Raw genomic sequence first — 25,569 nt, 5'->3', positions numbered from 1 at the left:
CACGTTGTTGAGCCGAATCGTCACGGCGCTGCTGCTCGCGCTCGCCGCGCAGCCGGGCATCGCGAAAGACACCGTCACGCTGCGCGTCGGTGAACAGAACTACTTCAACATCCAGGCATCGATGGAGGCGTCCGGCGTGTTGAAGGACCTGCCTTATACGATCGAGTGGAAGCACTTCCAGGCCGCCGCGCCCGTCGCCGAAAGCCTGAACGGCAACGCGATCGACGTCGGCTTCCTCGGCGATTCCGCGCTGCTCACGCTGGCCGCGCGCGGCGCGCCGGTGAAAGTAGTCGCGGTGTCGCGGCAGAGCCTCGACGGCGTCGCGATCCTCGTGCCGAAGAACTCGCCGGTGCGCACCGTCGCCGACCTGCAGGGCAAGACGATTGCGGTCTGGCGCGGCGCGTGGAGCCAGCAGCTCGTGCTGCGCGCGCTCGAACACGATGGCCTGCGCGCGGATTCCGTCAAGTACGCGTACCTGATGCCGATCGATGCGACCAACGCACTCGCGAACGGCTCGGTCGACGCCGTGTCGCTGTGGGAGCCGTTCGTCAGCACGCTCGCGCTGCGCCAGGGCGCCCGTCCCGTGACGACCGCGCAGGGCCTGATGCCCGCGCTCAGCTTCGTCGCCGCGAACGAGCAGGCGGCCACGGCCAGGCGCGCGGAGATCACCGATTTCCTGAAGCGCGTGGTGGCGGCACGCCAGTGGGTCGACAGTCATCCGCGCGAGTACGCGGACCTGTGGGCGAAGCGCGCGAAGCTGGAGCCGGACGTCGCGTACCGCTGGCTCAACAACGCGCACCAGCGCGTGGGCCCGGTCGACGACACGGCCGCGAAGGATGCGCAGAACACCGCCGACTTCCTGCACAAGGCCGGCGTGATTCCGGTCGCGTACGACACGGCGAAGCTGCTCGACCGCTCGTATGCGGGCGCGTTCGCGGCGCCCGCGCAGAAGACGGCCGCCGCGCAGTGAGCGTGCCGCAGCACGCAGCCATTTCGGATCGACGACAAGAAGGACCATCGACATGCCCGTCGACATCATCGGCATGATCACCGCGACGCCCGGCGCGGAGGTTGACGTACCGGGCGGGGCCGCCGTCCAGCCCGACTACGTGCGGCGCTTCGCGCAGGCGCACGAAGCCGCCGGCTTCGACCAGATCCTGGTCGGCCATTTCAGCAACGCGGCGGACGGCTTCATCGTCGCGTCGTTCGCGGCCGCCGCGACCGAACATATTCGCATCCTGCTCGCGCACCGGCCGGGCGTGATCGTGCCATCGGCCGCCGCGCGGCAGATCGCGACGCTCGACGTGTTCAGCGGCGGCCGGCTCGCATTGAACGTCGTGTCGGGCGGCGACGATGCAGATCTTCAGCGCGACGGCGATTTCGTGCCGCACGACGCGCGCTACCGCCGCACCGGCGAATATCTCGACGTGCTGAAACGCATCTGGCTGGCCGACACGCCGGTCGATCACGACGGCGAGTTCTATCGGCTGCATGGTGCGTCGCCGGTCGTGAAAGGCGCGCAGCAGCCGCACGTGCCGATCTATTTCGGCGGTTCGTCGCCGGCCGCGCTGGCCGTGGCCGGGCAGCACGCGGATGTCTATATGACGTGGGGCGAGCCGCTCGCGGCCGTGCGCGAGCAGATCGCGCGCGTGCGGGCCGCGGCAGTGCCGTTCGGACGCGCGCCGCGCATCAGCGTGTCGTTCCGGCCGATCGTCGCGGATACCGAAGCCGCCGCGTGGGAGAAGGCCGAGGCGATCCGCGCGCGCGTGCGCGCGGCGCGGCTCGCGAACGGCCAGCCGATCGACGGCCATGCGCCGCAGAACGCCGGCTCGCAACGCCTGATGGCCGCGGCCGCGCAGGGCGACGTGCTCGACGAGCGGTTGTGGATGGGCGTCGCGAACCTGACCGGCGCGCGCTGGAATTCGACCGCGCTCGTCGGCACGCCGGAACAGGTCGCGCGTGCGCTCGGTGCGTATTACAAGCTCGGCGTATCGACGTTCCTGATTCGCGGTTTCGATCCGCTCGACGATGCGCTGGATTACGGACGCAAGCTGATTCCTGCGATCCACGCGCACATCGCGGAACTCGACCACCATCGCGATCGCGCGGCGCTGACGGCGTAGGAAACGACGGCCCGCCCACGTCGGTTCGCCCCGGCATCTTCTTTAAGGGATGCCGGGGCGATTTCATTTGCTGCGCGACCGATGCGCAGCTCGATGTGCCGACGCAACGACGCGTCGACACGTCGACACATCGAATCAAAACGACGGCAATCCCGGCGGATTCGTCTCCGCGCGCGCGACCGCCTCGCTCTGCAACCCCCAGCGCGCCAGCGCCTGCCCGTAGCGGCCGTTGTCGATCAGCGCGTTCGTCGCGAGCGTCAGCGCCGGCGCGAGCCCGCTGCCGCGGCGCGTCGCGATCGCGACGTCCGCGTTCGCGGGCCAGCCCGCGTTGACGACGCCGACCCGCCGGATCTTGCCGTCGCGCGCGGCTTCGTACGCGAGCGACGCGTTCGGATTCAGCTCGGCATCGGCGCGGCCCGACAGCAGCGCGACGCGTGCTGCCGCATCGTCGTCGAAATAGAGCAGTTCGGTCGGCTTCAGCCCTTGCGCGACGTTGCGCCGGCTCCATTCGAGCAGGATGCGCTCCTGGCTCGTCCCCGCGCCCGTGATGACGCGCAGGCCGGCGACGTCCTTCGGTTCGGCGATCTTCGCGATCGGGCTCGCGGTGCGCACGTAGAAGCCGTGCAGCCCGAGCCGGTAGGTCGTGAAGTCGTATTTCTCCTTGCGTTTTTCGGTCACGCCGACGTTCGAGATCACCGCGTCGTACTTGCCCGACGTGAGCCCGAGCGGCCAGTCGGCCCATGCGATCGGCACCAGCACCAGCGTGCGGCCGAGCGCGTCGGCGACGAGCTGCGCATAGTCGGGATCGGCACCGACCACGGTGCGTGCGTCGGTCGCATAGGTCGATACCGGTGGCGCGTGCGGCGAGATCGCGACCGTGAAGGCCCCGTCGCGTACCCAGCGGTAGTTGCTTGCCGCGCGAATCGCCGCATCGTCGCGCGATGCGCGGATCCGGCCGGCCTGGCGCGGATCGAGGTCCGCCGTCGCGGCGGCGGCCTCGGCCGCGTGCCACCGCAGGCCAGCGGCGGCCGCCAGCGTGGCGGTGATGAACTGGCGTCGGTCGATCATCGTCGGTTGCCTCGCAGGTCGTGAGCGGCGTGCATCAGAGCACCCGTGACAGGAACGCGCGTGTGCGCGGATGGGCCGGCGCGTCGAGCACGACGGCGGGCGGCCCCGACTCGACGATGCGGCCGCGCTCCATGAACAGCACGTTGTCCGCGACTTCGCGCGCGAAGCCGATTTCGTGCGTGACGATCACGAGCGTGGTGCCCGAGCGTGCGAGCTCCTTGATCACGTCGAGCACTTCGTTGACCAGTTCGGGATCGAGCGCCGACGTCGGCTCGTCGAACAGCAGCACCTTCGGGCGCAATGCGAGCGCGCGCGCGATCGCGACACGCTGCTGCTGGCCGCCGGACAGCTGGCGCGGGTACGCATCGGCTTTATCGGCGAGGCCGACGCGCGCGAGCAGCGTGCGCGCGGTGCGTTCGGCGGCCTCGCGCGTGGCGCCGCCGACGGCGACCGGCGCCTCGATCAGGTTCTCGAGCACCGTCAGGTGCGGAAACAGGTTGAAGTTCTGGAACACCATGCCGACCGCCGTGCGGCGCTTCAGCACGTCGCGCTCCTTCAACTCGTGCAGCACGTCGCCGTCGCGCCGATAGCCGATCAGCTCGCCGTCGATGTCGATGAAGCCGTCGTCGACGCGCTCGAGATGGTTGATGGTGCGCAGCAGCGTCGACTTGCCCGAACCGGACGGCCCGACGATCACCGTCACGCTGCCGCGCGGTGCGACGAACGACACGTTGTCGAGCACGCGCTGCATGCCGAACTGCTTCGATACGTTGTGCACGGCGACTTCGCCGCCGGTGCGCGGCACCGGAGCGGCCGCGGCGTCATCGTGGGCCGCCGCGCCGGTTGCCGTTGCGTTGCGCGCCGCCGCGTGCCGCCACAGCGCACTGACGCGCGCCAGCACGAACGTCAGCGCGGACGGCGGCGGGTTGCGCAGCGCGCCGCGCGCATAGTGGCGCTCGACCTGCACCTGGATCGCGGACAGCACGGTCAGGATGATCAGGTACCAGACGGTCGCGACCATCAGCAGCGGAATCACTTCGAGATTGCGGCGATAGATCACCTGCACCGTGTAGAACAGCTCGGGCATCGCGAGCACGTAGACCATCGACGTGCCTTTCGCGAGCGAGATCAGGTCGTTGAACGCGGTCGGCAGGATCGCGCGCATCGCCTGCGGCAGCACGATCCGCGTGGTCTGGCGGCCGCGCGGCAGGCCGAGCGCGGCGGCCGCTTCGAGCTGCCCCTGGTCGACCGCGAGAATGCCGCCGCGAATCACTTCCGCGGAAAACGCCGCGTGGTTCAGCGAGAGGCCGAGCACGGCCGCGAGGAACGGGCTGATCAGGTCGGTGGTCGGCGTGTCGAACCACACGATGTCGGTGAACGGCACGCCGAGCCGCACGTGTTCGTACAGGTAGCCGAGGTTGTTGAGGATCAGCAGCAGCACGATCAGCGGAATCGACCGGAACAGCCACACGAAGGTCCATGCGCTCGCCGCGAGCAGACGCGAGCGCGACAGCCGCGCCAGCGCGACGAACCCGCCGAGCGCGAAGCCGAACACCGCGCCGAGCAGCGTCAGTACCAGCGTGCGCGCGAGCCCGGACAGCACCGGCGGCGACAGGAACCACTCGGCGAACACCGGCCAGCCCCATTGCGGGTTGCCGAGGATCGAATACAGCACGAGTGCGATCAGCACGAGCGCGAGCACAGTGCCGACGGTGCGCGACCGGTGCCGGGCCGGCACGATCCGCAGGTGCGTGCCGGCGTCGCGGGCGCGGGAGGGGGAGAGCGGCGGCACTGCGCCGCCGAGATGGGTCGTGTCGCTCATGTCGGTGAGGGTCCTCGATCGAGTTGGCCGGAAGCGCCGCGCGAGGCGGCGCGTCGGCGTCATGCGTGCGCTTCGGCCGCGTCGTCCTGTTGCTGCACCGCGCCGGGCGCCGCATGGCGGCTCGCCTTGCGCGGCAGGCCGAGGTGGTCGCGCAGCGTGCTGCCCGGCAGGTCGCGGCTATAACGGCCGCGCGCCTCGAGTACCGGAATCACGAGGTCGATGAAGTCGTCGACGCCCTGCGCCTGTACCGGGAAGCCGAGGATGAAGCCGTCGCCGGCACCGGCGTCGTGCCAGCGGATCAGCTCGTCGGCGACGTGCTCGGCCGTGCCGATGAAGTTCGGGCGCGGCGTCGCGACGGCGAGCGCCGTCTCGCGCAGCGTGAGGTGCTTGCGCTTCGCATCGGCCTTGATCCGGTCGGTGGTCGAGCGGAAGCTGTTGCGGCCGATGTCGCCGAGCTCGGGGAACGGTGCATCGAGCGCGTACTGCGTGAAATCGTGGTGATCGAAATAGCGGCCGAGATACGCGAGCGCTTCGTCGATCGTCAGCAGGTCGCGGATCGCCTGGTATTTGTCTTCCGCCTCGGCGGCCGTGCGGCCGACGATCGGCCCGATGCCCGGGAAGATCTTCACGTCGCCGGGCTGCCGCCCGTGCTCGACCGCGCTTTGCTTCACGCGCCGTGTGAACGCGGCCGTTTCGTCGAGCGACGGCGAGTGCGTGAACACGGCGTCCGCGTACTTGCCCGCGAGCCCGATGCCGGTGTCGGACGAGCCGGCCTGGAAGATCACCGGCTGCCCCTGCGGCGAGCGCTGGATGTTCAGCGGGCCGGCGACCTGGAAGAAGCGGCCGTGGTGATCGAGCGTGTGGAGCTTGTCGCGATCGAAGAAGCGACCGGTCGCGCGATCGCGCACGAACGCGTCGTCGTCCCAGCTATCCCACAGCCCCTGCACGACCTCGAGGTATTCGTCGGCGATCTCGTAGCGCAGTTCGTGATCGGGATGCGCCTTGCCGAAATTCTTCGCGGTGCCTTCGAGCGGCGTCGTCACGACGTTCCAGCCCGCGCGCCCGCCGCTGATCGTGTCGAGCGACGCGAGCTGGCGCGCGACCGTGAACGGCTCGCTGTACGACGTCGAGATCGTGCCCGCGAGGCCGATCTTCTTCGTCGCGACCGCGAGCGCCGACAGCACGGTGAGCGGCTCGAAGCGGTTCAGGAAGTGCGGGATCGACTTCTCGTTGATGTAGAGGCCGTCCGCGACGAACGCGAACGCGATGCCGGCGGCTTCCGCCTTGCGCGCGATGCCGATCGCGAAGTCGAGGTTGATGCTCGCGTCCGGCGGGTTGCTCGGGTGCCGCCATGCGTTCATGTGGCTGCCTGCGCCTTGCAGCATCAGGCCGAAGGGAATCGATCGTCGGGTCGTCATGGGCGCGTCACGCGTTCTGGTCGGGGGAAAGGGAGCGAAGGGAGCGGTCGGCCGCGAGGGCCGCCTGCACGGGGGTGATCGACTGCGCGCCGCCGAGCCATTCGGCCGACGCGAGCCGTGCCGCGTAATCGGTCACCGGCGAGTCGATCACGAACGCGTCGACGTCGAGCCGCCGGCTCAGCGCGTCGAGCGCGCGGTGGATGCGCTCGGGCGTATCGGCCAGCACGGTCGGGCGCAACTCGTCGATCCGGTAGTCGGACGCGCCGCTTTGCCGCGCGAATTCGGCCGCGGCCTGCGCGCTCGGCAGGTTGAAGCTCTGGCCGCCGGCGAACTGCAGCTTGAAGATCTTCAGCGGCCCGATCAGTCGCTCGGCCTCCTCGCGGGTCGGCGCGGCGACCGCGTACAGCGCGACGAGCGCTCGCGTGCCGCCTGCGTCGCGGTAGGCGGCCAGCGAGCGTTCGAGGTTCGCGTCGTCGCCGTTGAAGTGCCCCGCGTAGCAGAAGCGCCAGCCGTGGCGGGCGGCGAGCGCACCGCTGTCGGGCGAGCCGCCGAGCAGGATGCGTTCGGGCGCGTGCGGCGGCACCGGCATCGCGACCGCGCCGGCGAGCGGATGATCTTCGGCGACACCCCAGCCGAGGAACGCATCGAGTTCGGCGAGCTGGCCCGCGAAGCCCGGCTTTTTCGCCTTGTCGTGAAACCACTGCAGCGCGCGCGTGGTCAGCGGCAGCCCGCCGGGCGCCTTGCCGACGCCGAGATCGACGCGGCCCGGCCCGAGTGCGGCGAGCAGCTTGAAGGTTTCGGCGACCTTGAACGGGCTGTAGTGCTGCAGCATCACGCCGCCCGAACCGATGCGAATGCGCGACGTGTGCGCGAGCAGGTGCGCGACGACGATCTCCGGCGCGGAGCTCGCGAAGCCGGGCGCGCCGTGATGCTCGGCGACCCAGAAGCGCTCGTAACCGAGCTGTTCGGCGCGCTGCGCGAGGGTCGTCGTGAAGCGCAGCGCGTCGGCGGCGGTCGCGCCGTCGGCGATCGGACTCTTGTCCAGCAATGAAAGCGAGTAAGCCATGGTGTTCGGCGTTCCTGCGAAGGCGTGAAGGGGCGGCGCTCAGCTCTTCGGCAAACCCGGCGGATTCGTGCGCGACTGGTCGATCGCTTCGGACGCGAGGTTCCAGCGGTCGAGGATCTGCTGATAGCGGCCGGTCTTGATCAACCCGTTCAGCGCGACCGTCAGCGGATCGGCGAGCCCGCTGCCGCGGCGCGTCGCGATCGCGATGTCGGCCGTGCGCGGCCAGCCGCCGCTGATCGCGCCGACGAGCCGTGTCTTGCCCTGCTGCGCGCTCTGATACGCGAGCACCGAGTTCACGCTGAACACGGCATCGGCGCGGCCCGACTGCACGGCGACGATCCGCATCGCCTGGTCGTCGTAGTACTGCACCTGCACCGGTTTCAGGCCGTGCGCGACGTTCTCGCGGTCCCACGCGAGCAGGATCTTTTCCTGGTTGGTGCCGGCGTCGGTCACGATGCGCAGCCCCGCGACGTCCTTCGGCTCGCGGATCGACTGGATCTTGCTGTCGTTGCGCACGTAGAAGCCGACCTGGTCCTTGCGGTAGGTCGAGAAATCGAATTTCTGCTTGCGCTCCTCGGTGACGGTGACGTTCGAGATCACGGCGTCGACCTTCCCCGATTCGAGCGCGAGCGGCCAGTCGGCCCACGCGAGCGGGACGATCTTCAGCTTGCGGCCGAGGCTGTCGGACACCAGCTGGCCGACGTCCGCGTCAAAGCCGATCACCGTGCGCGCGTCGGTCGCATACGTGCTGATCGGCGGCAGGCTCGGCGCGACGCCGATGGTCAGCGTGCCGGCTTCGGCGAACTTGAACGACGCGGGCACCGCGTGCTCGACGGCCGCATCGGCCGTGCCGCGCGGGCGGCCGCGCTGCTCGGGGCTCAGGTCGAAGGTCGCGGCGGCCGCGGCGATCGCGGTCACGCCGATCAGCGCGGCGGCCAGCGTGCGGAGCGCACGCGGCGTGAAGGGTACGGCTCGTTGCATGGATGCGTCCTTGTTGTGTTGTCGTCGGGAGCGAGGGAGCGGAATCGGATGACGCGACGCGTTCAGCGCGGCAGCACCGCTTCGGGCAGCGGCGCCCACAGGTCGGCGAGCGTCGACGTGCGCGACGGATCGGCGAGATCCTTGCCGAAGCGCAGGTGGAAATACGCTTCGGGGTCGATCGACGAGTCGAACAGCCGCGTATAGCCGGTGCGGTCGTACAGCGCCCACGCTTCGGGCTGGCGAAAACCGGTGGTCAGGTACACGCGCCGATAGCCCTGCTGCGCGGCGCGCAGTTCGAGCGCGTCGACGATCAGGCGCGCGAGCCCCTGGCGGCGCAGGTCCGCGCGGGTCCAGATGCGTTTGAGTTCGGCGGTCTGCGCGTCGTAGCGCTTGAATGCGCCGCCGCCGATCGTCTCGCCGTCGCGCAGCAGCAGCACGAACGCGCCTTCGGGCGGCGCGAACAGCTCGGCCGGGTAGCGCGCGAGTTCGTCGCGTGCGGACGCACGGCTGTCGGGGCGGTACGCGTCGTAGCGCGTCGCGTATTCGTCGATCAGCGCGTCGATCAACGGCTGGGCGCGGACGTCGATCGGCGTCGTGTCGATGATGCGGTCGTTCGTGGCCATGGGCATCGCGAAGGGCGCGCGATGCGGACGTTCCTGGCGGGGGCGGGGCACATCGCCCGGCCGGTCTGTTCCGTTATCGCGACGCGGTTGTCGTGATGACGGCGGCCGCGGTGCTTCCTGCGCTGCATCCGGCGTGCCGCCGCCGTTTCGAACACGTTAGCGGCGCGGCCGGCAAAGGCGAACGAAGCAATTTCGATAAGGATTTCGCGGGGAGCGTCAGAAGGCTTGCAGGGGGAGTGGGGTGGGGGATGAGCAGCGCATGCGTTGCAGCTCGTGCTCACGCATGCGCGATGCCGAATGACGCTCGACTATGCGGCTCGCACTTCGGCGAGCAGATCCGGATGACGATCCAGAATCCTGAGCAGCTTCACAAGGGCAAGTGGAGGGTTCGTCTTGCCGGTTTCGTAGCGGGAGAACGCATTGACGCCGCCACCGAATATCTCGGCCGCTTCGCGTTGATCCAGCATCAGCTTCTTGCGCACCTTCGCAATGAACCTCGGGTCGACGATGGTCGAATTCACTTGCTTGTTGAACTCGCTGATCGCTTCACCGAGCCGGGTGGCCTCGTCGATATCCAGCACCGACTCGCCGCAGGCCGGACAGAAGTCGCCGGTGATATCGCGAACGACGGTCGAGCGACCCTTGTACGTGTAAGGGATGTCTCGTGTATCACGGATCAGTTTTGCGGCACCGCACGCAGGGCACTTCATTTTCATCGCTCCTTGAACGACACGATCAGCACATCGTCGATCACGGTCAGTTTCAGATATACGTCGTCATTCACGGTGCAACGCCGATAGACGTCCTGCCAGATCGTGTGGTCGGCGTAAGTCGTCATGCTCTTGTAGAAATCGACTGTATCCAGCGACATGACGACACCGATCGCCTCCGTTTCCGTGAAACCCAGTCGGCGAGCCCCGAACACCGTACTCGTCGTCAACCGGACGTTGCCGGTTCCGACGAGTGCCTTGACCCGCGACAGCTTGCAATGAGGCGTGTACTTTTCCATCCGCGATCATAACCAAAAGAGTTAATTTGTCAAGTTGGTTAATGGCGCACGGGTGCGGTCCGCCACCTTTGGCAGACTGCACGGAAAAGAGACGGATTGGTAACTGGCCTATCGGCCAACGCGCGGCGGCGTCGACGCCTCCGCCAGCTGAAACAGGCAATCGCCGCGCTGCACCTGCGCGGGCACGCGCTTGCACACGACTTCGCCGTCGCCCTTGAAGCGGTGCAGCACCGGTTCGCGCAGCGGCGTATCGGGGAAATGCACCCACGCGGCCGGCTGGCCGGCCTTCACGTGGTCGCCGAGTTCGACGAGAGGTTCATACAGCCCGCGTTCGTACGCGTAGACGAAGTGGCGATCGCCGTCGACGCGCAGGAAGCGCGTGACGGTCGGCGGCGCATCGGGCACAAGTGCGCCGTGCAGCAGGCCGATGTAGCCGAGATAGTGCAGCAGCCCGTGGCGGCCGAGCCGGATCAGCGACGGATCGGCCATCCCCGCACCGCCGAGTTCGGTCACGATCGAGATCGCGCCCTGCCGGCGCGCGGCCGAGGCCGAATGCACCGGGTTCGGCGCGTGCAGCAGCGCGTTCGGCAAGCCGAACGCGACGAGCAGCCCGTTGAGCTTCGCCGCTTCGTCGTCGTCGAGCGGGTCGATCGCGAGCATGTTGCCGCCCTGGTACAGCAGCGAGCTGCCGCCCGAATGCAGGTCGACCAGATACTGCGCGCGCGACAGCAGCGCATGCTCGATGTAGTGGGCGATCATCTGCGTCGGCGTGCCGGTCGGGTTGCCGGGAAAGCTGCGGTTCAGGTTGCCTTCGTCGAGCGGCGACACGCGCAGGCCCGCGTCGGCCGCGGGGAAATTGGCCATCGGCAGCAGGATCAGCTGCCCGGTGACGCTCTCCGGGTCGATCTCGCGCATCAGCTGCGACACGATGATCTGGCCTTCGTATTCGTCACCGTGGTTGCCGGCCATCACGAGCGCGACCGGGCCGTCGCCGTTGCGGATCGACGCGATCGGGATCGGCAGCCAGCCGTACGCGGAGCGATGCACGGAATGCGGCAGGCGCAGATAGCCCGCATGCTTGCCTTGCGCATCGAGATCGATTTCGCAGTGGATGGGATTTCGGTGTGAGGAGGAGGCGGTCATGGCGACATCGTTCGGAGAACGGGAATCCGCCATCTTATCGGGAAACGACCGCCGCGCGGCGCGTGGCGCGGCCGATGTCGAGCGCCGTCCGGCGGCCCGTGTGCGAACGCGCGGCAAGCGCAACCGGAGCAGCCGCGCGCGATGTTGCAGCGCTGAAACGCATGCCGGCGTGCGGGCCGGCCGCCTGCGCACGCCGCGTGGTGCGTCAGCCCCTTGCGGCGACGGGGCCGGCGCGCGAGCGCGTCAGCGGCCCGATGTTTCAGCCTCGATACGGCCTTCTTCCCACAGCGTCCAGAAACGGCTGCCGGCGCGATACGGATTCGCGCGCCGCGCCGCGTGGTCGGTGACGCCCTGGCGAAACGCGCCGTACAGCGTCAGCGGCGGATTGACGACGCACGCGGCTTCACGCGCCGCGGGCATGCGGCGCTCGGAAACGAGCCGCCGGATCAGCGAGGCACCGTCGATCACGTCCAGTTGATCGATCGTTTCCGCACGGCTGAGAACTTCGACGGTATTCATGAGTGGCCTCCCTGACATCCTGTTTCCCGGTCAACGAGCAATAAGAGTGCCAGCCATCAAATGCCGCGCGCCGTCGCGATCGTGCGGGCTTCTGCAGCGAACGCTACGCGTGGCGCGCGCCGATGTTACGGAACACGTCACGTGACATGGGCGGCCGCGGCGGAACATCTGCGCGCACGCGTCGAACCATGCAAGGCGTTTCCGGAATGAATCGCGGGAAGCGAACGGGCAAGCCGGACAGCGCGGCGGCCGCTGGGGGAACGAGCGCGCTCAGCTCGCGGCCGCGGGCGTCACGCGGCTGCTTCCGGCCGAATAGAAGCGGTAGATCCCCTTGCCGGCCGACTTCGCGTCGTACAGCGCGCTGTCGGCCTGCCGGATCAGTTCGTCGGGTGAGCCGTGCCCGTCGTCGAGCGCGATGCCGATGCTGATCCCGAAGACGACGGTCTCGCCGATCGACAGCGTGTACGGCGCCGAGATCTGCCGGATGATCCGCGCGGCGAGGACCGAGCACGCCTGCATGGTGGTTGCGTCGAGCGCGACGATGAACTCGTCGCCGCCGACCCGCGCCGCCAGTTCGCCGGGCGGCAGCGTCTTGCCGAGCCGCTCGGCGACCTGCATGAGCACTTCGTCGCCGGCCTGGTGGCCGAAGCGGTCGTTGATCGCCTTGAAGCCGTCGAGGTCGAGATACATGACGGCGAGCGCGGGGCTCGGCACGTGCGGCAGGTGCGGCCGGTGCGCGAGCATCCGTTTGAGTTGCGCATGCAACTCGTGGCGGTTCGGCAATCCCGTCAGCGCGTCGTGCCGCGCGAGGTGCCGGATATGCTGCTCGGTCTGGCGGCGCGCGGTGACGTCCTCGACGATGATCACCGCGTTGCCGTCCGGCACGCGGTGGCGCGTGAGTTCGAGCTGGCGGCCGTCGGCGAGCGCGATGTCGAGCGGCTCCGGTTCGTCGTGGTTCAGCCAGAGGTCGCATTGCACGGCGAGACTGGCGCCGTCGGGATCGGTGCGCGCGTTCGCGCCGAGCGCCGCGACGACGTCGGGCAGCGGCGTGTCCAGCATGATCTCGCGCGGCGAGCCGAACAGTTGCGCGGTGCGCCGGTTCGCGACGATCACGCGGCTTTCGCCGTCGATCATGCACAGGCCGTGCGGCATATAGGTGAGGGCGGCGTCGAAGCGCGCGACGAGCTCGGCGTTGCGCTGGCGTGCGGCGATCAGCGCGACCAGCACGCGGTAATGGCGCTCGACGACCGTACGCATGGCCGCGAGATAGATCACGAGCGGCGGCAGCAGCAGCCATGCGCCGGGCCGCTGGACCAGCAGCGCGCCGACGCCGATCGGCACGACGCCGAGCGTGACCTGCGTCATCGCGAGCCGCGGCAGCGCCGAATTGCGCGACGCGATCCCGCCGAACACGCCGCCCGCGACCATCACGGCCAGCGTGCCGAGCTCGACGTCGGGCGCGTCCACGCAGCCCATCACGCCGAGGCCGAGCACGAAGCACGCGGAGAGCGACACGGGCGCATAGCGCCGTGCCCAGTATTCGGCGCGATCGTCGCCGGCGGCACGACGTACCGCATACGCACGTGCGATCGCGAGCCGCGCGGCGAGCAGGCCGACGTCGACGACGAGCCACACGAAACACCAGAGTTGTTGCAGCCGGATCAGCGCGATCGCCGCGACGAACGCGCTGGCGAAGCCGGACAGCGCCATCGGACGCACGTCCTCGAACAGCGTGACGAGCATCGAAGGGCGCAGCGCGGCCGTCACATGGTGATCGCCGCAGGGGGGCGTGGCGAGAAGGGCGTTCAGGAGGCGTGCCTTGACTGCCATGGCTATTTTGACCTCGACACGATGCGGTGCATCGCCGGCCGCCCCGCCCGGCACGGGGCGGGATGACCGGCGAACCGGATGCGCACGACATTAACATGAAACATCGGCCGCGCGTGCCGTGCGGGGACGTCGGCGCGTCGTCGTCAACTTCGTTCGCGCGCATCTTGCGGATTCGCCGATGCGCAGGCAGGATCGTTGCCGACGGAACGATCTCGGGCAGCCGCGCGCGGACCGGTTTCAGCCCGCGCCGCACGCGGGCCGCCGATGGCGCACGATCGGCCGGCAGCCACCGATGCGGCCGGCGCGACACCGCGCAGTCGCACGCGTGTGCCGCCCGCGACCGCGCGCCGCAGCTCGTCCGAATCCCGTTATAAGAAATCCAATAAGCAATTCATGCGAGAAATACTATAGGCGATATATCAAAAACAATGCCAGAATGCGCGCCGCTCCGAACGCCGCGACACCCGATCGCCGTCCGAGCCGCATCAGGAGGTTCCCCCCAATGAAAAACCACGGCCTGTCACGGCGGGGTTTTCTGAAAGCCAGCGTGCTGGCGGGCGTCGCGGTCTACGTCGCGCCCATCGGCAGCCGCGCGTTCGCGGCGCTCTTCGAAGAAAAACTCCTCACTCCCGTCAAATGGGATAGCGTCACCGGCATCCCCCAATTCCGCATCGACGGCATCGCGAAGGTCACGGGCTCGAAAGTGTTCGCCCGCGACGTGCGCGCGGCCGACATGCCGCACTGGCCGCAGCAGCAGTCGCACGCGCTGATCCTGCGCGTCACGCAGGCCGACCGCACCTACGAGGGCTTCGACCTGTCGCTGCTCGGCGACGAGCTGAAGCCGGACCGCGTGGTCACGGCCGACGATCTCGCGCGCGACGGCGTCGCGTTCCCGACGTTCTACGGCGACGACATGCTGTTGCCCGCCGGCAAGACGCCCGCGTATCTCGGTCATGCGGTCGCGATCCTCATTTACCACGACTTCGCGCGCTTCCGCTTCGCGAAGAACGCGCTCAAGTTCCGCGACGACGTGATCCGCTACGGCACGGTCACGGGCCCGCTCGAGCGCGATCCGTGGGGCACGTTCCGCTACGTGCGGGTGGGCGGCAAGACGGCCTACGACGACGATGTCTATTCGAGCCTGAAGGATGCGCCGATCTTCCCGAGCATGATGCGCAAGCACCTGCCGGTCTGGCCGGACGGCAAGGAGCACGGCAAGCTCGACGAGCAGGGGATGTTTCTCGCCGGCCAGATCGCCGCGGAACTCGACCATCCGTCGGCCGACTGGCTCGTGTTCAACCGCGAGTACAACACGCAGTCGGTCGATACCGCCGCGCTCGAACCCGACAATGCGAACTGCTGGTACGACGCCGCGACGCAGTCGCTGCACCTCGTCGTGCCGACCCAGTCGCCGCTCGAAGTGTCGGAAAACGCGGCCGCGATGGTCGCGAAATGCCGCTTCCCGGTGAAGAAGCTGTTCGTGCATCCGTGCTACACGGTCGGCTACGGTTCGAAGGATCACTTCAACGTGCCGTTCTACGGGCTCGTCTGCGCGCTGTACGCGGACGGCCGCCCCGTGCGGTTCGCGAACGACCGCTACGAGCAGTTCCAGACGTCGCTGAAGCGTCACGCGTTCAGGATGCGTTACCGGATCGCGGTCGACCGCAACACGGGCCTCTTGCAGTCGTTCAAGGGCGACTTCGAGGCGAACGGCGGCGGGCGCTCGAATTTCTCGCCGTCGGTGGCGATGGTCGGCGCGACGGCCGCGCAATCGATCTACTACTTCCCGAAGAGCGACCTCGCGGCGGTCGCGATCGCGTCGCGCGCGATCGATGCCGGCTCCGCCCGCGGCTACGGCACGCTGCAGAGCATGGCCGCGACCGAGATGGCCGTCGACGAGATCGCCGCGCAACTGAACCTCGATCCGATCGAATTCCGCCTGCGCAACGCGCTGCGTTCGGGGATGAAGAACACCCAGGGCGCGATTCCCGCCGGCGCGCTGCGCGTCGACGAAGTGCTGGAACGCGCGAGGCAGCATCCGCTGTGGACGCGTCGCGCGGCGCGCAAGGCCGAATTCGAGGCCGCGAACCCGGGCAAGCGCTACGGTGTCGGCTTCGCGTGCGTGCAGAAGGACTTCGGCACGGGTGCCGAGGCATCGTTCGCGAAGGTCGAATTCGACGAGAACGGCAAGGTGTCGCTGCAACACACGGCGGCCGAGATCGGCACCGGAATGTCGACGTCGCAGGCCGTCGCGGTCGCGAAGTGGCTCGGCCGCCCGGCGACCGAGGTGCGCGTCGCGGTGACCGAATGGCCCGACCTGCCGGTCGAGACGAGCGGCGATCCGTACCTGATGTCGCAGGCCGACCAGGATCGGCTGAGCGCGAATCCGCGCTGGTCGCCGGGCTATGCGTCGCCGTCGAGCGCGACCAACTCCGCGTACTACTTCACGCACAGCACGCGCGAGGCCGCGCGCGCGGTGTTCCGCTACGGACTGTGGCCGGCCGCGATGTCGATCTGGACGCGCGGCCTCGGCGGCGGCCAGGCCGCGCCGTACACGATCCGCATCGAGGACGCGCGCTGGGTCGACGGCAAGCTGAGCGCCGACGGCCTCGAGCCGCTGACGTTCGAGCAGCTCGCGAAGCAGGCGCATGCGCTCGGCCTGCCGACCGGCGCCGTCGTGCACGTGTTCAACCGCTGGCAATGGACCGACGCTGAGTTCGACGTGGGCGGCGCGGTCGAGCGTCTGCCGATCGACGGGCTGTCGCTGCGTGTCGGCGCGCCGAAGACGGGCGCCGACGGCCCGCTGCCAGGCACCGTCGCGCCGGCCGGCGCGACCGCGCTGCGCGGCACGCTGGCGCCGACCGCGAACGGCTATCGCGTGCTGGACCGCAAGCGCGTGTTCATCCCGCCGACGAGCCGCAACAACGCGGCCGTCACGTACTACACGGCGGTCGGCACGCTCGTCGAGCTGGCCGTGCACGAAGCGACCGGCAAGGTCGAGCTGCTCACGCATCACTCGATCATGGAGTGCGGCAACCAGATTTCGCCGCAGCTCGTGTCGGGCCAGCTGCAGGGCGGCCTCGCGATGGGCATCGGCCATGCGCTGCACGAGTACCTGCCGCTCTACGAAGACGGCCCGGGCAACGGCACGTGGAACTTCAACCGCTATCAGCTGCCGCGCGCGAGCGACGTCGCCGTGTGGTCGCAGACGGGCGACATCCTGCCGCCGCTGTCCGAGACCGATCCGCCGAAGGGTGTCGCCGAAGTGGTGATGATCCCTGTCGTCGGCGCGATCGTGAACGGCATCGCGCACGCGATCGGCCATCGTTTCACCGACTTGCCGGTGACCCCGCAAAAGATTCAGGAGGTGCTCGCATGACGACCGCCCAAACCGCCGCGTCGGCCGCGAGCGCCAGCGCGGCCGCGACCGCCGCGTCCGCGCCGAACGCGGCTTCGGCCGCGCCGGCATCCGCATCCGCATCCGCTGCCGCTCCGGCCGCCGTCGAGCGTCCGCTCGTGCGCTTTCAGCAGAAGCCGCTGTCATTGAAGATCAACGGCAAGTCCGTCGGCCCGATGCAGGTGCCCGAGGGGCTGATGATGATCGAGTTCCTGCACGAGTACGCGGGCCTCACCGGTTCGCGGCTCGGCTGCGGGCAGGGCATCTGCCACGCATGCGTCGTGATCGTCGACAAGCCGGACGGCACCAGCGAGGAAATGCGCACCTGCATCACCGGCGCGCACTTCTTCCACGGCCGTTCGATCCGCACGATCGAAGGCCACGCGAAGCGCAACGAAGCCGGCGAAGTGGTGGAACTGTCGCCGATCCAGCAGAAGTTCCTCGAGCACTTCAGCTTCCAGTGCGGCTACTGCACGCCGGGTTTCGTCAACGCGGCGACGGTGCTGATCGAGCGGCTGGCGCGCGAGCCGGTCGCGAAGGCCGACGTCGAGCGCGCGATCACCGACGCGCTGAACGCACACCTCTGCCGCTGCACGGGTTACGTCCGCTACTACCAGGCCGTGAAGGACGTGATCCTGACGACGCCGGGACTCGTGAAGGACGCCGCATGAAACGCACATTCGCCCATCGTGCCGCGCGGGCCGCGGGCCTGCCCGCGCTCGCGGCCGCCTGCGCGCTGCTGCTCGCCGCCTGCGGCGGCCAAGACGCGCCGGCCTCGAACGCGGCTTCCGGCGCGCCCGGTGCCGACCCGGTCGCGCGTGGCCGCTATCTCGTCAAGGCCGCCGACTGCGCGGCGTGCCACACCGCGAAGGACGGCGCGCCGTTCGCCGGCGGGGCGCCGCTCGAATCGCCGTTCGGCACGTTCTACGGTTCGAACATCACGCCCGACAAGGATCACGGGATCGGCAGCTGGAGCGCGGACGACTTCTACACCGCGCTGCACGACGGCAAGGCTCCGGCCAAGCGGCTGTATCCGTCGATGCCGTACACGTCGTACCGGCAGCTCACGCGCGCCGACAGCGACGCGATGTACGCGTACCTGAGGACCGTGAAGCCGGTCGCGCAGGAGAACCGCGCGCACGCACTCAAGTTCCCGTACAACCTGCGCTTCGGCATGGTGTTCTGGGACATGGTGTTCCTGAAGGACAGCCTGCCCGACGCGTCGCGCGGCCAGTCCGCCGACTGGCAGCGCGGCCGCTACCTCGCGGGCGCGCTCGGCCACTGCGCGGAATGCCACACGCCGCGTGCGTTCACGGGCCAGCTCGACGGCGCGAAGCCGTTCGCGGGCGCGGCGCTCGGCCGCGTGGCCGCACCGGACATCACGCCGGCCGGCCTCGCCGCGCGCGGCTGGACGGGCACCGACCTGCAGACGTTCTTCGGCGTCGGCATCGCGCCGCAAGGCTCGGCGTTCGGCGAAATGTATCCGGTCGTGCACCTGAGCACGCAGTACCTGGCGAAGGACGACCTGCGCGCGCTGTCCGTGTACCTGCTCGGCGATACGCCGCCGGCACCGCAGCCGGTGAAGCCGGTGTCGGCCGACGCCGCGCAGCTCGCGGCCGGCCGCTCGGTGTATCTCGCGGTGTGCGCGGGCTGCCACGGCTTCAACGGCGAAGGCAAGCCGCACGTGGCGGTGCCGATGAACGGCAATTCGACGCTGCGTCAGGGCGACGCGCGCAACCTGCTGGTCGCGATGCTCGACGGCGTCGACGAACAGAAGTTTGCCGGCTACGAAAACCTGCAGCCGATGCCGGGTTTCGCGCACACGCTGAGCGACGACGAACTCGCGCAGCTCGCGAACTACCTGCGTGCGACGTGGGGCGGACAGCCCGCGAGCGTCACGCCGGCCGACGTGAAGGCCATGCGTTGAGCCGTCGAGCGGCAGGGCAGGGCGTCGCGCGCAACGCAGCCGGTTCCCGGCCGTGTTCCCGCGCGATGCCTCGCCCGATTCCGGGGGGCGGTGTTTCAGTAGCCTCCTCCTCCTCCGCCACCACTACCCCCTCCGTTGCCGCCCGCGCCGCCGTAGCGGCTCATGCCGGATCCTTGCGACATCGCGCCGCCCGACGACGTACATCCCGCCGACAGCACCAGCATCAGCGCCGCGACGAGCGCCGCGGCCAATCTTGCCGATTTCATTTCACTCTCCTTGGACCGCGCAGGCCGCGCGGCAGGGCGGTTCGCGTGAACCGGCGACCGCGCGATGACGAAACGTCTCCGCCAGGCGGTTTATTCCATGTTTTTTGGGTATCGGCGCGTCGCGGCATATAGCGACACGAATCGGCGCGCGGGGCGCACGCGCGTCGGGCGGCGCCGTGCTCGCGCAGCGGCGCACGCGCTCACGCGTGCACGCAGCCGGGGCGCCCCGGCGATTCGCCGCATGACAGGTAACGAGAGGACGGGGGCCGGAATGTCGCCGTCGCGGCGGCATCCGGTCAACGATAGACGAGATCGGCGCGGCGGTTCTGCGCCCACGAATCTTCGTCGTGGCCGAGCGCGACCGGCTTTTCCTTGCCGAGGCTGACCGCTTCGAGCTGCGTGGCCTGCACGCCCAGCGTTTCGAGCGCGCTCATCACGGCTTGCGACCGGCGTTGGCCGAGCGCGAGGTTGTATTCGGACGTCCCGCGTTCGTCGGTGTTGCCCTGGATCAGCACGCGGCGCGACGGATGGCTGCGCAGGTAGTCGGCGTGCGCCTGCAGCAGCGTCTGGTATTCCGGCTTCACGGAGTACTGGTCGAAATCGAAGTAGACGCTGCGCTTCGCGAGCGGGCTGTTCGGATTGTCGAGATCGTCGGCCGCCACGGTGGCGACCGCTTCGCTCGATGGCGCCGGCGCCATCTCGGCATTCTCGGGCGTTTTCGCCGCGTGGTGGCAACCCGCCAGCAGCGCGAACGCCGCAATGACCGCGAATCGGTTCGTTTTGCTCATCGTGCGTCTCCTGCGGTTGACTGCATGGAAAGCGTGGTGCGGGCGACCTGACGCATCACGCATGCGGCGAGACGGCACGAAAGCGCCGGCTTCCGTGCGCGATGCGCTTTCGTAAGCCGGCGACGTGCCAGATGAAAGATTGTCTTGGCCAGACGCCGACGCACGGCGCCGCTGCAACAAGATTAGGAAAAATGTCACAGCGTGACCAGTTTCTTCGTCTTTTTCGCGCGGAAACGACGCAGGACGCATTCTTGCTTGCGCGAACGCGCGCAGCATGCGCCGCGCATGCGTGATGCGCCTTTCCGGTGCGGGCGTGTCGCGCGTGGCCGGCGCGCTCAGGACTTGCTGGCGCCCAGCCGATATTCCGATGGCGCAATGCCCATCCAGTCCCGGAATGCACGTCGGAACGCCCGGTCACTGCTCATCCCGATCCGCGCTGCAATGTCGGCCAGGTGCATATCGGTGGACGTGAGCAGATGCTGCGCGGCCTCAAGCTGACAGAGCGCGCGCAAGTCTCCGTACGAGCAGTGTTCGGCTCGCAGGCGCCGACGCAGTGTCGCCGTGCTCATGTGGAACAGCTGAGCCACGGTTTCGCAGCTGGGTGCGTCCCCTCGGTGCTGCAGCGCGTCGAGTAACAGCAGGCGCACTTGATCCGATAATTTGAATTCGGGAATCGCTGCCAGACCGAAATCGAATGGAAAGTAGTCGATGATGGCTTCCAGCTCGGAATACGAACGGACCACCTTATGGTTCAGCAGACGAGCAGGGAAGCTGAACGAGTTGACCGGTTGATCGAAGCGCAGTGGCGCGCCGAACACGTCGATCAATTGATGCAACGGATCCGGTGGTGGATACGCCAGGGCCACTTCCTTCAGATTCAGCGGGCGGCCGATCAGCCAGGAAAACAGCTGATGGTAGAAATAGAGGCCGGTAAGATCGACCAGCAGTGCGGCATGGTCCCGGCTGCCACGCCGGGTTTCCATCGTGAACTGCGCGGTCGCACCATACTCGACCGTCGCCAGCCGGCCGCCGCGTTCCTCCATGGCTTCGTTGAATCGCGCCGCTCGTTCCACGGCCTTCCCTAAAGTCGAGCAGTGAATCACGCAGTAGCACAGCATGTTGACCGCGAGGATGCCGAGCGGCCGATGCCCGTCGCGCTCGCAGCACCATGTTTCCAGGGTGCCGATGCCATGTCGATACAGCCGCGAAAACTCCGGTGTCGGCAATGCGGCCACCACGCCTTTCAGCACGGCGTCCAGTGGCGTATTGATTCCAGCGCTTCGCCACAGTTCGGGCAGCACGTCGCCGCCCATTTTCCTGAGCTCATTGAGCAAGGGCTGGGCATAACCGATCGGAATCGTGTTCGAGAATTCGCGCTTGTGCATGATGGCCTCATGTCTGAACAGCACATCGAGCTTGTGCTGGCCTGGCAAACGCGTCAAGCATTGATCGTTTTTGTCCGGTGGATTGCCTGTTTCCAGCCTTGGTTGGTGGTTCGCACTGTCATTAAATGGCACCTCATATCTCGACCAGACTCGGTGCCGATATCGCCATCGACGCCCCTGGTCCTCGTGAGGAGACTGACATGGTGTACTACGACCCCTACGACCGGGAACTGATGAAAAATCCTTGGGACGCGTATCGCCAATTGCGCGATGAGGCTCCCGCCTATTACATGGAAAAGTACGATGCGTGGGTGCTGTCACGCTTCGACGATATTCAGAAAGCCTCGCTCGATCGGGAGAACTACACGGCGACGGCCGGCATTGCCACGGGCAATCTGCTGCAGAAGCGCCTGATCCCGGACAGCAGTACGTTCATGTCGATGGACCCGCCCGAGCATACCGGCTTTCGTAAAGCGGTTGCCTCCGCCTTCCGTCCGACCGAGGTACAGGCGCGGCTGCCGGCATTCGTCGCCGAGCGCATCGAGAAATACGGCGCACCGCTGCTGAGCCAACGGGAATTCGATGCGGTCAAGGCATTTGCGTTACCGGTCGCGACGGACGTCGCGGCGCACCTGACCGGCATTCCGCTCGAGGACGGACCGATGCTGGTGAAGTGGGTCGAGGTGTTCGAGCCGTTCTTCCACGACATTCCACCGCAGGGTACTTCGGATGCATCGGCGACCAGCGCCGACGCCGCCGGAGGCCAGTTGATCGACTACTTTCTGCGACTGGTGGACCGTCACCGCAAGCAAGGTCCGTCGCCCGACAACGTGATCGGGATGCTGCTTCTGGCGGACATCGACGGGCACCGCCTGGACGACCTGACGATCGCGCAAAACGCGCTGCCTCTTTTCATCGGCGGGATGGAGACGTTTCCCAAGCATTTCGGCAGTCTGTTGTACTGGCTGGCCGAGTTTCCCGAGCAGCGCGCCAAGGTCGCGAGCAATCGCGCACTGTGTGGGAAAGCGGTGGAGGAAGCCATGCGCTTCGATGCGCCCGCTCCAATGCTTGGACGCCGGGCGGTGAATGCCGTGACGTGGCATGGCCACACGATTCAGCCTGGTCAGGCGGTGATGTTCCTTTATCAGGCCGCGAATCGCGACGACCGTACTTTCGAACGCCCGGACGAATTCGACGTCGAACGCGCTTTCATACCGCAGGTTGCGTTTGGATCAGGCATCCACGTATGTCTTGGCATGCACGCGGCTCGGCTGGAAAGCCGAATGATGCTCGAATGGCTGCTGAGCCACGCCCCCGACTACAAGGTGGACAAAACCCGCGCCGTACGTGGCCTGCTTGCCGGCATGCATGGGTTCCGCAGTCTCTTCATCGAGGTATGAGCATGAGTCAGGTAGCGCGTGCGTACCACATCGAGCACTACGGCACGATCGACGGCATCCGGATACGACAGCATGATCGACCCACGCCCGGAGTCGACCAGGTTCTGGTTCGAGTGCGCGCCAATGCGTTGAACTATCGCGACCTTCTGGTCATGCGTGGCATTCCGGTTGGCGCAGATCTGCCGCCGGGGAGAGTGCCGTTGTCGGATGGCGCCGGCGAGGTCGTCGAGGTCGGGGAGAACGTGACACGCTTTTGTGTCGGCGAGCGCGTTGCCGCGATCTTCCGTCAGGACTGGATCGACGGTGATTACCGGCACGAAGGCGCGCAGACGGACCTCGGCAGCGGCATCGACGGGATGCTTGCTGAATTTGTCGTCCTGGACGAGCAAGGCCTGGTACACCTGCCGTCGCATCTGTCCTATGAGGAAGGCGCGACGCTTCCAACCGCCGGTGTGACGGCATGGATGGCTATCGTCGGCAAGGGACGGGTGACGGTAGGAGACACAGTGGTGCTGCAGGGGAGCGGCGGCGTTGCGGTGTTCGCGTTGCAGTTCGCCAAGCGCCTCGGCGCCCGAGTCATCATGACCACGTCAAGTGCTGAAAAAGGCGAGCGGCTGAGCGCATTGGGCGCGGACGAGATCGTCAACTACAAGGCATGCCCCGATTGGGCGGACGAGGTCCTGCGACTGACGGACGGTCGCGGCGCCGACGTCGTGGTCGACAGTGGCGGTGGAGGAACGCTCGCCAATTCGTGTGCGGCTGCGCGCATCGGTGGAAGGCTGGTGTTGATGGGATTGCTTGCCCAAGGCGAGGAGGCCGGTACCGTATCCGAATTGTTCTACACGATGTTCGTGCGTGATCTGACCGTCGTCTCGGTACACGCGGGCAGCCGGACAAATTTCGAAGCGATGAACCGAGCCATCGAGCAGCATGGCCTTCGCCCGATCATCGGTGAGCGCTTTCCGTTCGGGCGCGCGCCCGACGCATATCGCTATCTGCAGAGCCAGACGCATCTCGGTAAGGTGGTGATCGGGCATGACGGGTAGGCTGGTCGTTGGGAAGCCCTCGCTATCGATCACACGCTCAGCAAATCGATCCATGTGCCCGGAGCGCCGTATTGATTTCCCGCGGCTTCCTTTATTGGATCGTCGTTGTGTAGACGGGGAAGGTGGATGACCGGTTTCAGGTGATATGCGTGACCCGCACCTTCCGGTGCGGGCGTATCGCGCGTCGCCGGCGCACTCAGAACTTGTGCCGCAGCCCGAGCGCAACCACGACCTGGTTGCTGTTGGCCGACGGCGTCATGGTCCAGACGGTCGCGTTGAACGCGGGGTTGCCGTTGCCGCCGCTCACGCTTTGATAGACGGCTTCGAGATACGCGTCCGTGCGTTTCGAGAATGCGTAGTCCGCCTGCGTGACCACCTGGTTCCATTTCGGGCGCGTCTGGCCCGTGCGCGTGTCGAAACGGCCCATCGTGTACGTGTACGCGGCGGCCATGCTGAACGCCGGCGTGACGAAGTAGCGGCCGTCGACCGTGAAGTTGTCGAACACGAGCGATTCACCCTTCAGCGGGGTGATGCCGCTGCCCTGGAGCACGCCGCTCACGCCGTCGGTGGCCGAGTGCGACCATGCGGCACCGACCGAATGCGGGCCGAACGCATAACGGCCGGCCAGGGCCCAGATCTGCTGGTTGCCGCCCGTGATCGTCGCGGAGCCGTCGAGCGTGCTCAGTGCGCCGTCCGGATTCGGCGCGTTGCGGTCGCGGCTGATCTTCAGGTAACCGGCGCCGAGCTTCAGCGGCCCGTTCGCATACCCGAGCCCCGCGCTCCACACGGCGTTGTTCGAGAACGCGCCGGCCGTGTTCGAGAATCCGAACATCGCGCCGAGCGTCAGCCCGCGATACGTCGGGCTCGTGTACTTCACCGCATGGTTGATGCGCAGGTTGCGGTTCGAGTCGTCGTTGTCGTACGGATGCACCGCGAGGTTGCCGCCCCAGCCGGGGCCCGACGCGCCGAGCGGCGTCACGAAATCGAGAATCAGGTCGTACTGGCGGCCGAACGTGAGCGTGCCGGCCGTCCGCGAGCTCAGGCCGAGCCACGCCTGACGGCCGAACAGGTCGACGCCTTTCTGCGACAGCTTGCCGGTCGTGCCCGAGAAGCCGTTCTCGAGCGTGAAGACCGCTGCCGTCCCGCCGCCGAGATCCTCGCGGCCGCGCAACCCCCAGCGCGACGCGTTCAACGCGCCGCTCGTCATTGCGACGCTGCCGCTGCCCGGCGAACCGGCGCCTTGCGTACGCTGGTTGGTCGCATAGGTGATCGACGTATCGATCAGGCCGTACAGCGTCACGCTGCTCTGTGCTCGCGCGACGCAGGGAATCAGGAAGCCGGCCGCACAGGCGGCAATCACGCTCAGCGGGAGCGCACCGGTACGACGGCCGCGGCGGGCGGCAAGCGGCACGGCGACGCGCACGCCGGCGGGCTTGGTTGTTTTATAGGAATGCATATGACTTTTTTCGTTGGTCTCCGGCCCGATCGCCGGTGGGTCGTATCGGCGCGCGGGCCGACGGATCGAGTGGGCATTATTGGAGAACGTGCGACCGGCGATTAAGGCGCTGCACAGGAAAGGTCCTCTGCGGGATCGCGTGGAATCGCGGCGTTTCGACGCGGGGTGTTTCGGTCGAATCTGCGCGAAATACGGCCGTCTCGCGTGCGGAACGATTCGGCAGCGCCGGGGCGGTTCAGCGTGAGCGTCGGCGCGGTCAGGAGCAGCGGCGGAGGGCGGCGGGGTGGTGACGCGTCGCGAAA

At 67.8% G+C, this 25,569-nt stretch carries 22 protein-coding genes; 7 read left to right on the top strand and 15 right to left on the bottom strand.

The genetic code is table 11. The features are described from left to right. Nucleotides 1–4: 4 nt before the first annotated feature. Nucleotides 5–970: an ABC transporter substrate-binding protein gene (locus tag U4012_RS01840; RefSeq protein WP_044844585.1), complete on the top strand. Its 966-nt coding sequence runs from the start codon at nt 5–7 to the stop codon at nt 968–970. 52 nt (nt 971–1,022) lie between these two features. After that, nucleotides 1,023–2,123 carry an LLM class flavin-dependent oxidoreductase gene (locus tag U4012_RS01835; protein ID WP_321795666.1) on the top strand — a complete coding sequence of 367 codons (1,101 nt, stop codon included), beginning with the start codon at nt 1,023–1,025 and terminating at the stop codon, nt 2,121–2,123. Nucleotides 2,124–2,258: 135 nt separating this feature from the next. Here the strand turns inward: U4012_RS01835 and U4012_RS01830 are convergent, their stop codons facing one another. From U4012_RS01830 to U4012_RS01780, 11 genes are all read right to left on the bottom strand, one after another. After that, the gene (locus U4012_RS01830; protein WP_321795664.1) at nt 2,259–3,191 is read right to left on the bottom strand and encodes an ABC transporter substrate-binding protein; all 933 of its coding nucleotides are present in this window, start codon (nt 3,189–3,191) and stop codon (nt 2,259–2,261) included. A gap of 34 nt (nt 3,192–3,225) precedes the next feature. Then, nucleotides 3,226–5,013 carry an amino acid ABC transporter permease/ATP-binding protein gene (locus U4012_RS01825; RefSeq protein ID WP_321795662.1) on the bottom strand — a complete coding sequence of 596 codons (1,788 nt, stop codon included), beginning with the start codon at nt 5,011–5,013 and terminating at the stop codon, nt 3,226–3,228. 59 nt (nt 5,014–5,072) lie between these two features. Next, nucleotides 5,073–6,431 carry an LLM class flavin-dependent oxidoreductase gene (locus U4012_RS01820; protein ID WP_124519393.1) on the bottom strand — a complete coding sequence of 453 codons (1,359 nt, stop codon included), beginning with the start codon at nt 6,429–6,431 and terminating at the stop codon, nt 5,073–5,075. Nucleotides 6,432–6,438: 7 nt separating this feature from the next. After that, on the bottom strand, nt 6,439–7,497 hold the full coding sequence (locus tag U4012_RS01815) for an LLM class flavin-dependent oxidoreductase (RefSeq protein ID WP_124484742.1): 1,059 nt from the start codon (nt 7,495–7,497) through the stop codon (nt 6,439–6,441). Between the two features lie 39 nt (nt 7,498–7,536). Next, nucleotides 7,537–8,478, bottom strand: a complete 942-nt coding sequence (locus U4012_RS01810; protein ID WP_321795658.1) for an ABC transporter substrate-binding protein — start codon at nt 8,476–8,478, stop codon at nt 7,537–7,539. A 62-nt stretch (nt 8,479–8,540) separates the two neighbouring features. After that, on the bottom strand, nt 8,541–9,101 hold the full coding sequence (locus tag U4012_RS01805; protein WP_321795656.1) for a GNAT family N-acetyltransferase: 561 nt from the start codon (nt 9,099–9,101) through the stop codon (nt 8,541–8,543). Nucleotides 9,102–9,409: 308 nt separating this feature from the next. Beyond that, nucleotides 9,410–9,811: a type II toxin-antitoxin system MqsA family antitoxin gene (locus U4012_RS01800; RefSeq protein ID WP_044844637.1), complete on the bottom strand. Its 402-nt coding sequence runs from the start codon at nt 9,809–9,811 to the stop codon at nt 9,410–9,412. A gap of 2 nt (nt 9,812–9,813) precedes the next feature. Then, nucleotides 9,814–10,110, bottom strand: coding sequence for a type II toxin-antitoxin system MqsR family toxin (locus tag U4012_RS01795; protein WP_321795653.1), 297 nt, complete (start codon nt 10,108–10,110; stop codon nt 9,814–9,816). A gap of 108 nt (nt 10,111–10,218) precedes the next feature. Further along, nucleotides 10,219–11,253: a succinylglutamate desuccinylase/aspartoacylase domain-containing protein gene (locus U4012_RS01790; RefSeq protein ID WP_321795651.1), complete on the bottom strand. Its 1,035-nt coding sequence runs from the start codon at nt 11,251–11,253 to the stop codon at nt 10,219–10,221. Nucleotides 11,254–11,496: 243 nt separating this feature from the next. After that, nucleotides 11,497–11,772, bottom strand: a complete 276-nt coding sequence (locus tag U4012_RS01785) for a hypothetical protein (protein ID WP_321795649.1) — start codon at nt 11,770–11,772, stop codon at nt 11,497–11,499. Nucleotides 11,773–12,042: 270 nt separating this feature from the next. Next, on the bottom strand, nt 12,043–13,602 hold the full coding sequence (locus U4012_RS01780) for a diguanylate cyclase domain-containing protein (protein WP_321795647.1): 1,560 nt from the start codon (nt 13,600–13,602) through the stop codon (nt 12,043–12,045). A gap of 502 nt (nt 13,603–14,104) precedes the next feature. On the opposite strand from U4012_RS01780, the gene U4012_RS01775 reads away from it, so the two are divergent. Genes U4012_RS01775 through U4012_RS01765 form a run of 3 tightly spaced genes read left to right on the top strand, consistent with a single transcriptional unit; the run spans nt 14,105 to nt 18,926 of the window. After that, nucleotides 14,105–16,981 carry a xanthine dehydrogenase family protein molybdopterin-binding subunit gene (locus U4012_RS01775; protein WP_321795645.1) on the top strand — a complete coding sequence of 959 codons (2,877 nt, stop codon included), beginning with the start codon at nt 14,105–14,107 and terminating at the stop codon, nt 16,979–16,981. Beyond that, nucleotides 16,978–17,670, top strand: a complete 693-nt coding sequence (locus U4012_RS01770; protein ID WP_321795643.1) for a (2Fe-2S)-binding protein — start codon at nt 16,978–16,980, stop codon at nt 17,668–17,670. Before U4012_RS01775 ends, U4012_RS01770 begins: the two co-directional genes overlap by 4 nt. Then, on the top strand, nt 17,667–18,926 hold the full coding sequence (locus U4012_RS01765; RefSeq protein ID WP_321795641.1) for a cytochrome c: 1,260 nt from the start codon (nt 17,667–17,669) through the stop codon (nt 18,924–18,926). The genes U4012_RS01770 and U4012_RS01765 overlap by 4 nt, the downstream gene beginning before the upstream one ends. 95 nt (nt 18,927–19,021) lie before the next feature. Here U4012_RS01765 and U4012_RS01760 read toward each other — a convergent pair whose 3' ends face one another. The 3 genes from U4012_RS01760 to U4012_RS01750 form a co-directional block, all read right to left on the bottom strand. Next, nucleotides 19,022–19,192: a hypothetical protein gene (locus U4012_RS01760; RefSeq protein WP_321795639.1), complete on the bottom strand. Its 171-nt coding sequence runs from the start codon at nt 19,190–19,192 to the stop codon at nt 19,022–19,024. A gap of 296 nt (nt 19,193–19,488) precedes the next feature. Next, nucleotides 19,489–19,980, bottom strand: coding sequence for a peptidoglycan-associated lipoprotein Pal (gene pal, locus U4012_RS01755; protein WP_044844571.1), 492 nt, complete (start codon nt 19,978–19,980; stop codon nt 19,489–19,491). Nucleotides 19,981–20,315: 335 nt separating this feature from the next. Beyond that, entirely contained in the window at nt 20,316–21,365 is a 1,050-nt protein-coding gene (locus tag U4012_RS01750; RefSeq protein ID WP_321795636.1) for an AraC family transcriptional regulator, read from the bottom strand. Between the two features lie 200 nt (nt 21,366–21,565). On the opposite strand from U4012_RS01750, the gene U4012_RS01745 reads away from it, so the two are divergent. Both U4012_RS01745 and U4012_RS01740 read left to right on the top strand, forming a co-directional pair. Beyond that, a complete protein-coding gene (locus U4012_RS01745; RefSeq protein ID WP_321795634.1) occupies nt 21,566–22,765 on the top strand; it encodes a cytochrome P450 in 1,200 nt (399 codons plus the stop codon). Between the two features lie 2 nt (nt 22,766–22,767). Then, nucleotides 22,768–23,811: an NAD(P)-dependent alcohol dehydrogenase gene (locus U4012_RS01740; protein ID WP_321795632.1), complete on the top strand. Its 1,044-nt coding sequence runs from the start codon at nt 22,768–22,770 to the stop codon at nt 23,809–23,811. A 196-nt stretch (nt 23,812–24,007) separates the two neighbouring features. Here U4012_RS01740 and U4012_RS01735 read toward each other — a convergent pair whose 3' ends face one another. Next, nucleotides 24,008–25,267, bottom strand: a complete 1,260-nt coding sequence (locus U4012_RS01735) for a porin (RefSeq protein WP_321795630.1) — start codon at nt 25,265–25,267, stop codon at nt 24,008–24,010. Between the last annotated feature and the right edge of the window lie 302 nt (nt 25,268–25,569).

The organism is Burkholderia sp. BCC1988, from assembly GCF_905339895.1.
Classification (GTDB): domain Bacteria; phylum Pseudomonadota; class Gammaproteobacteria; order Burkholderiales; family Burkholderiaceae; genus Burkholderia.
The sequence above is the reverse complement of the archived record's forward strand: the minus strand, read 5'-3'. Positions and strand labels throughout refer to the sequence as shown.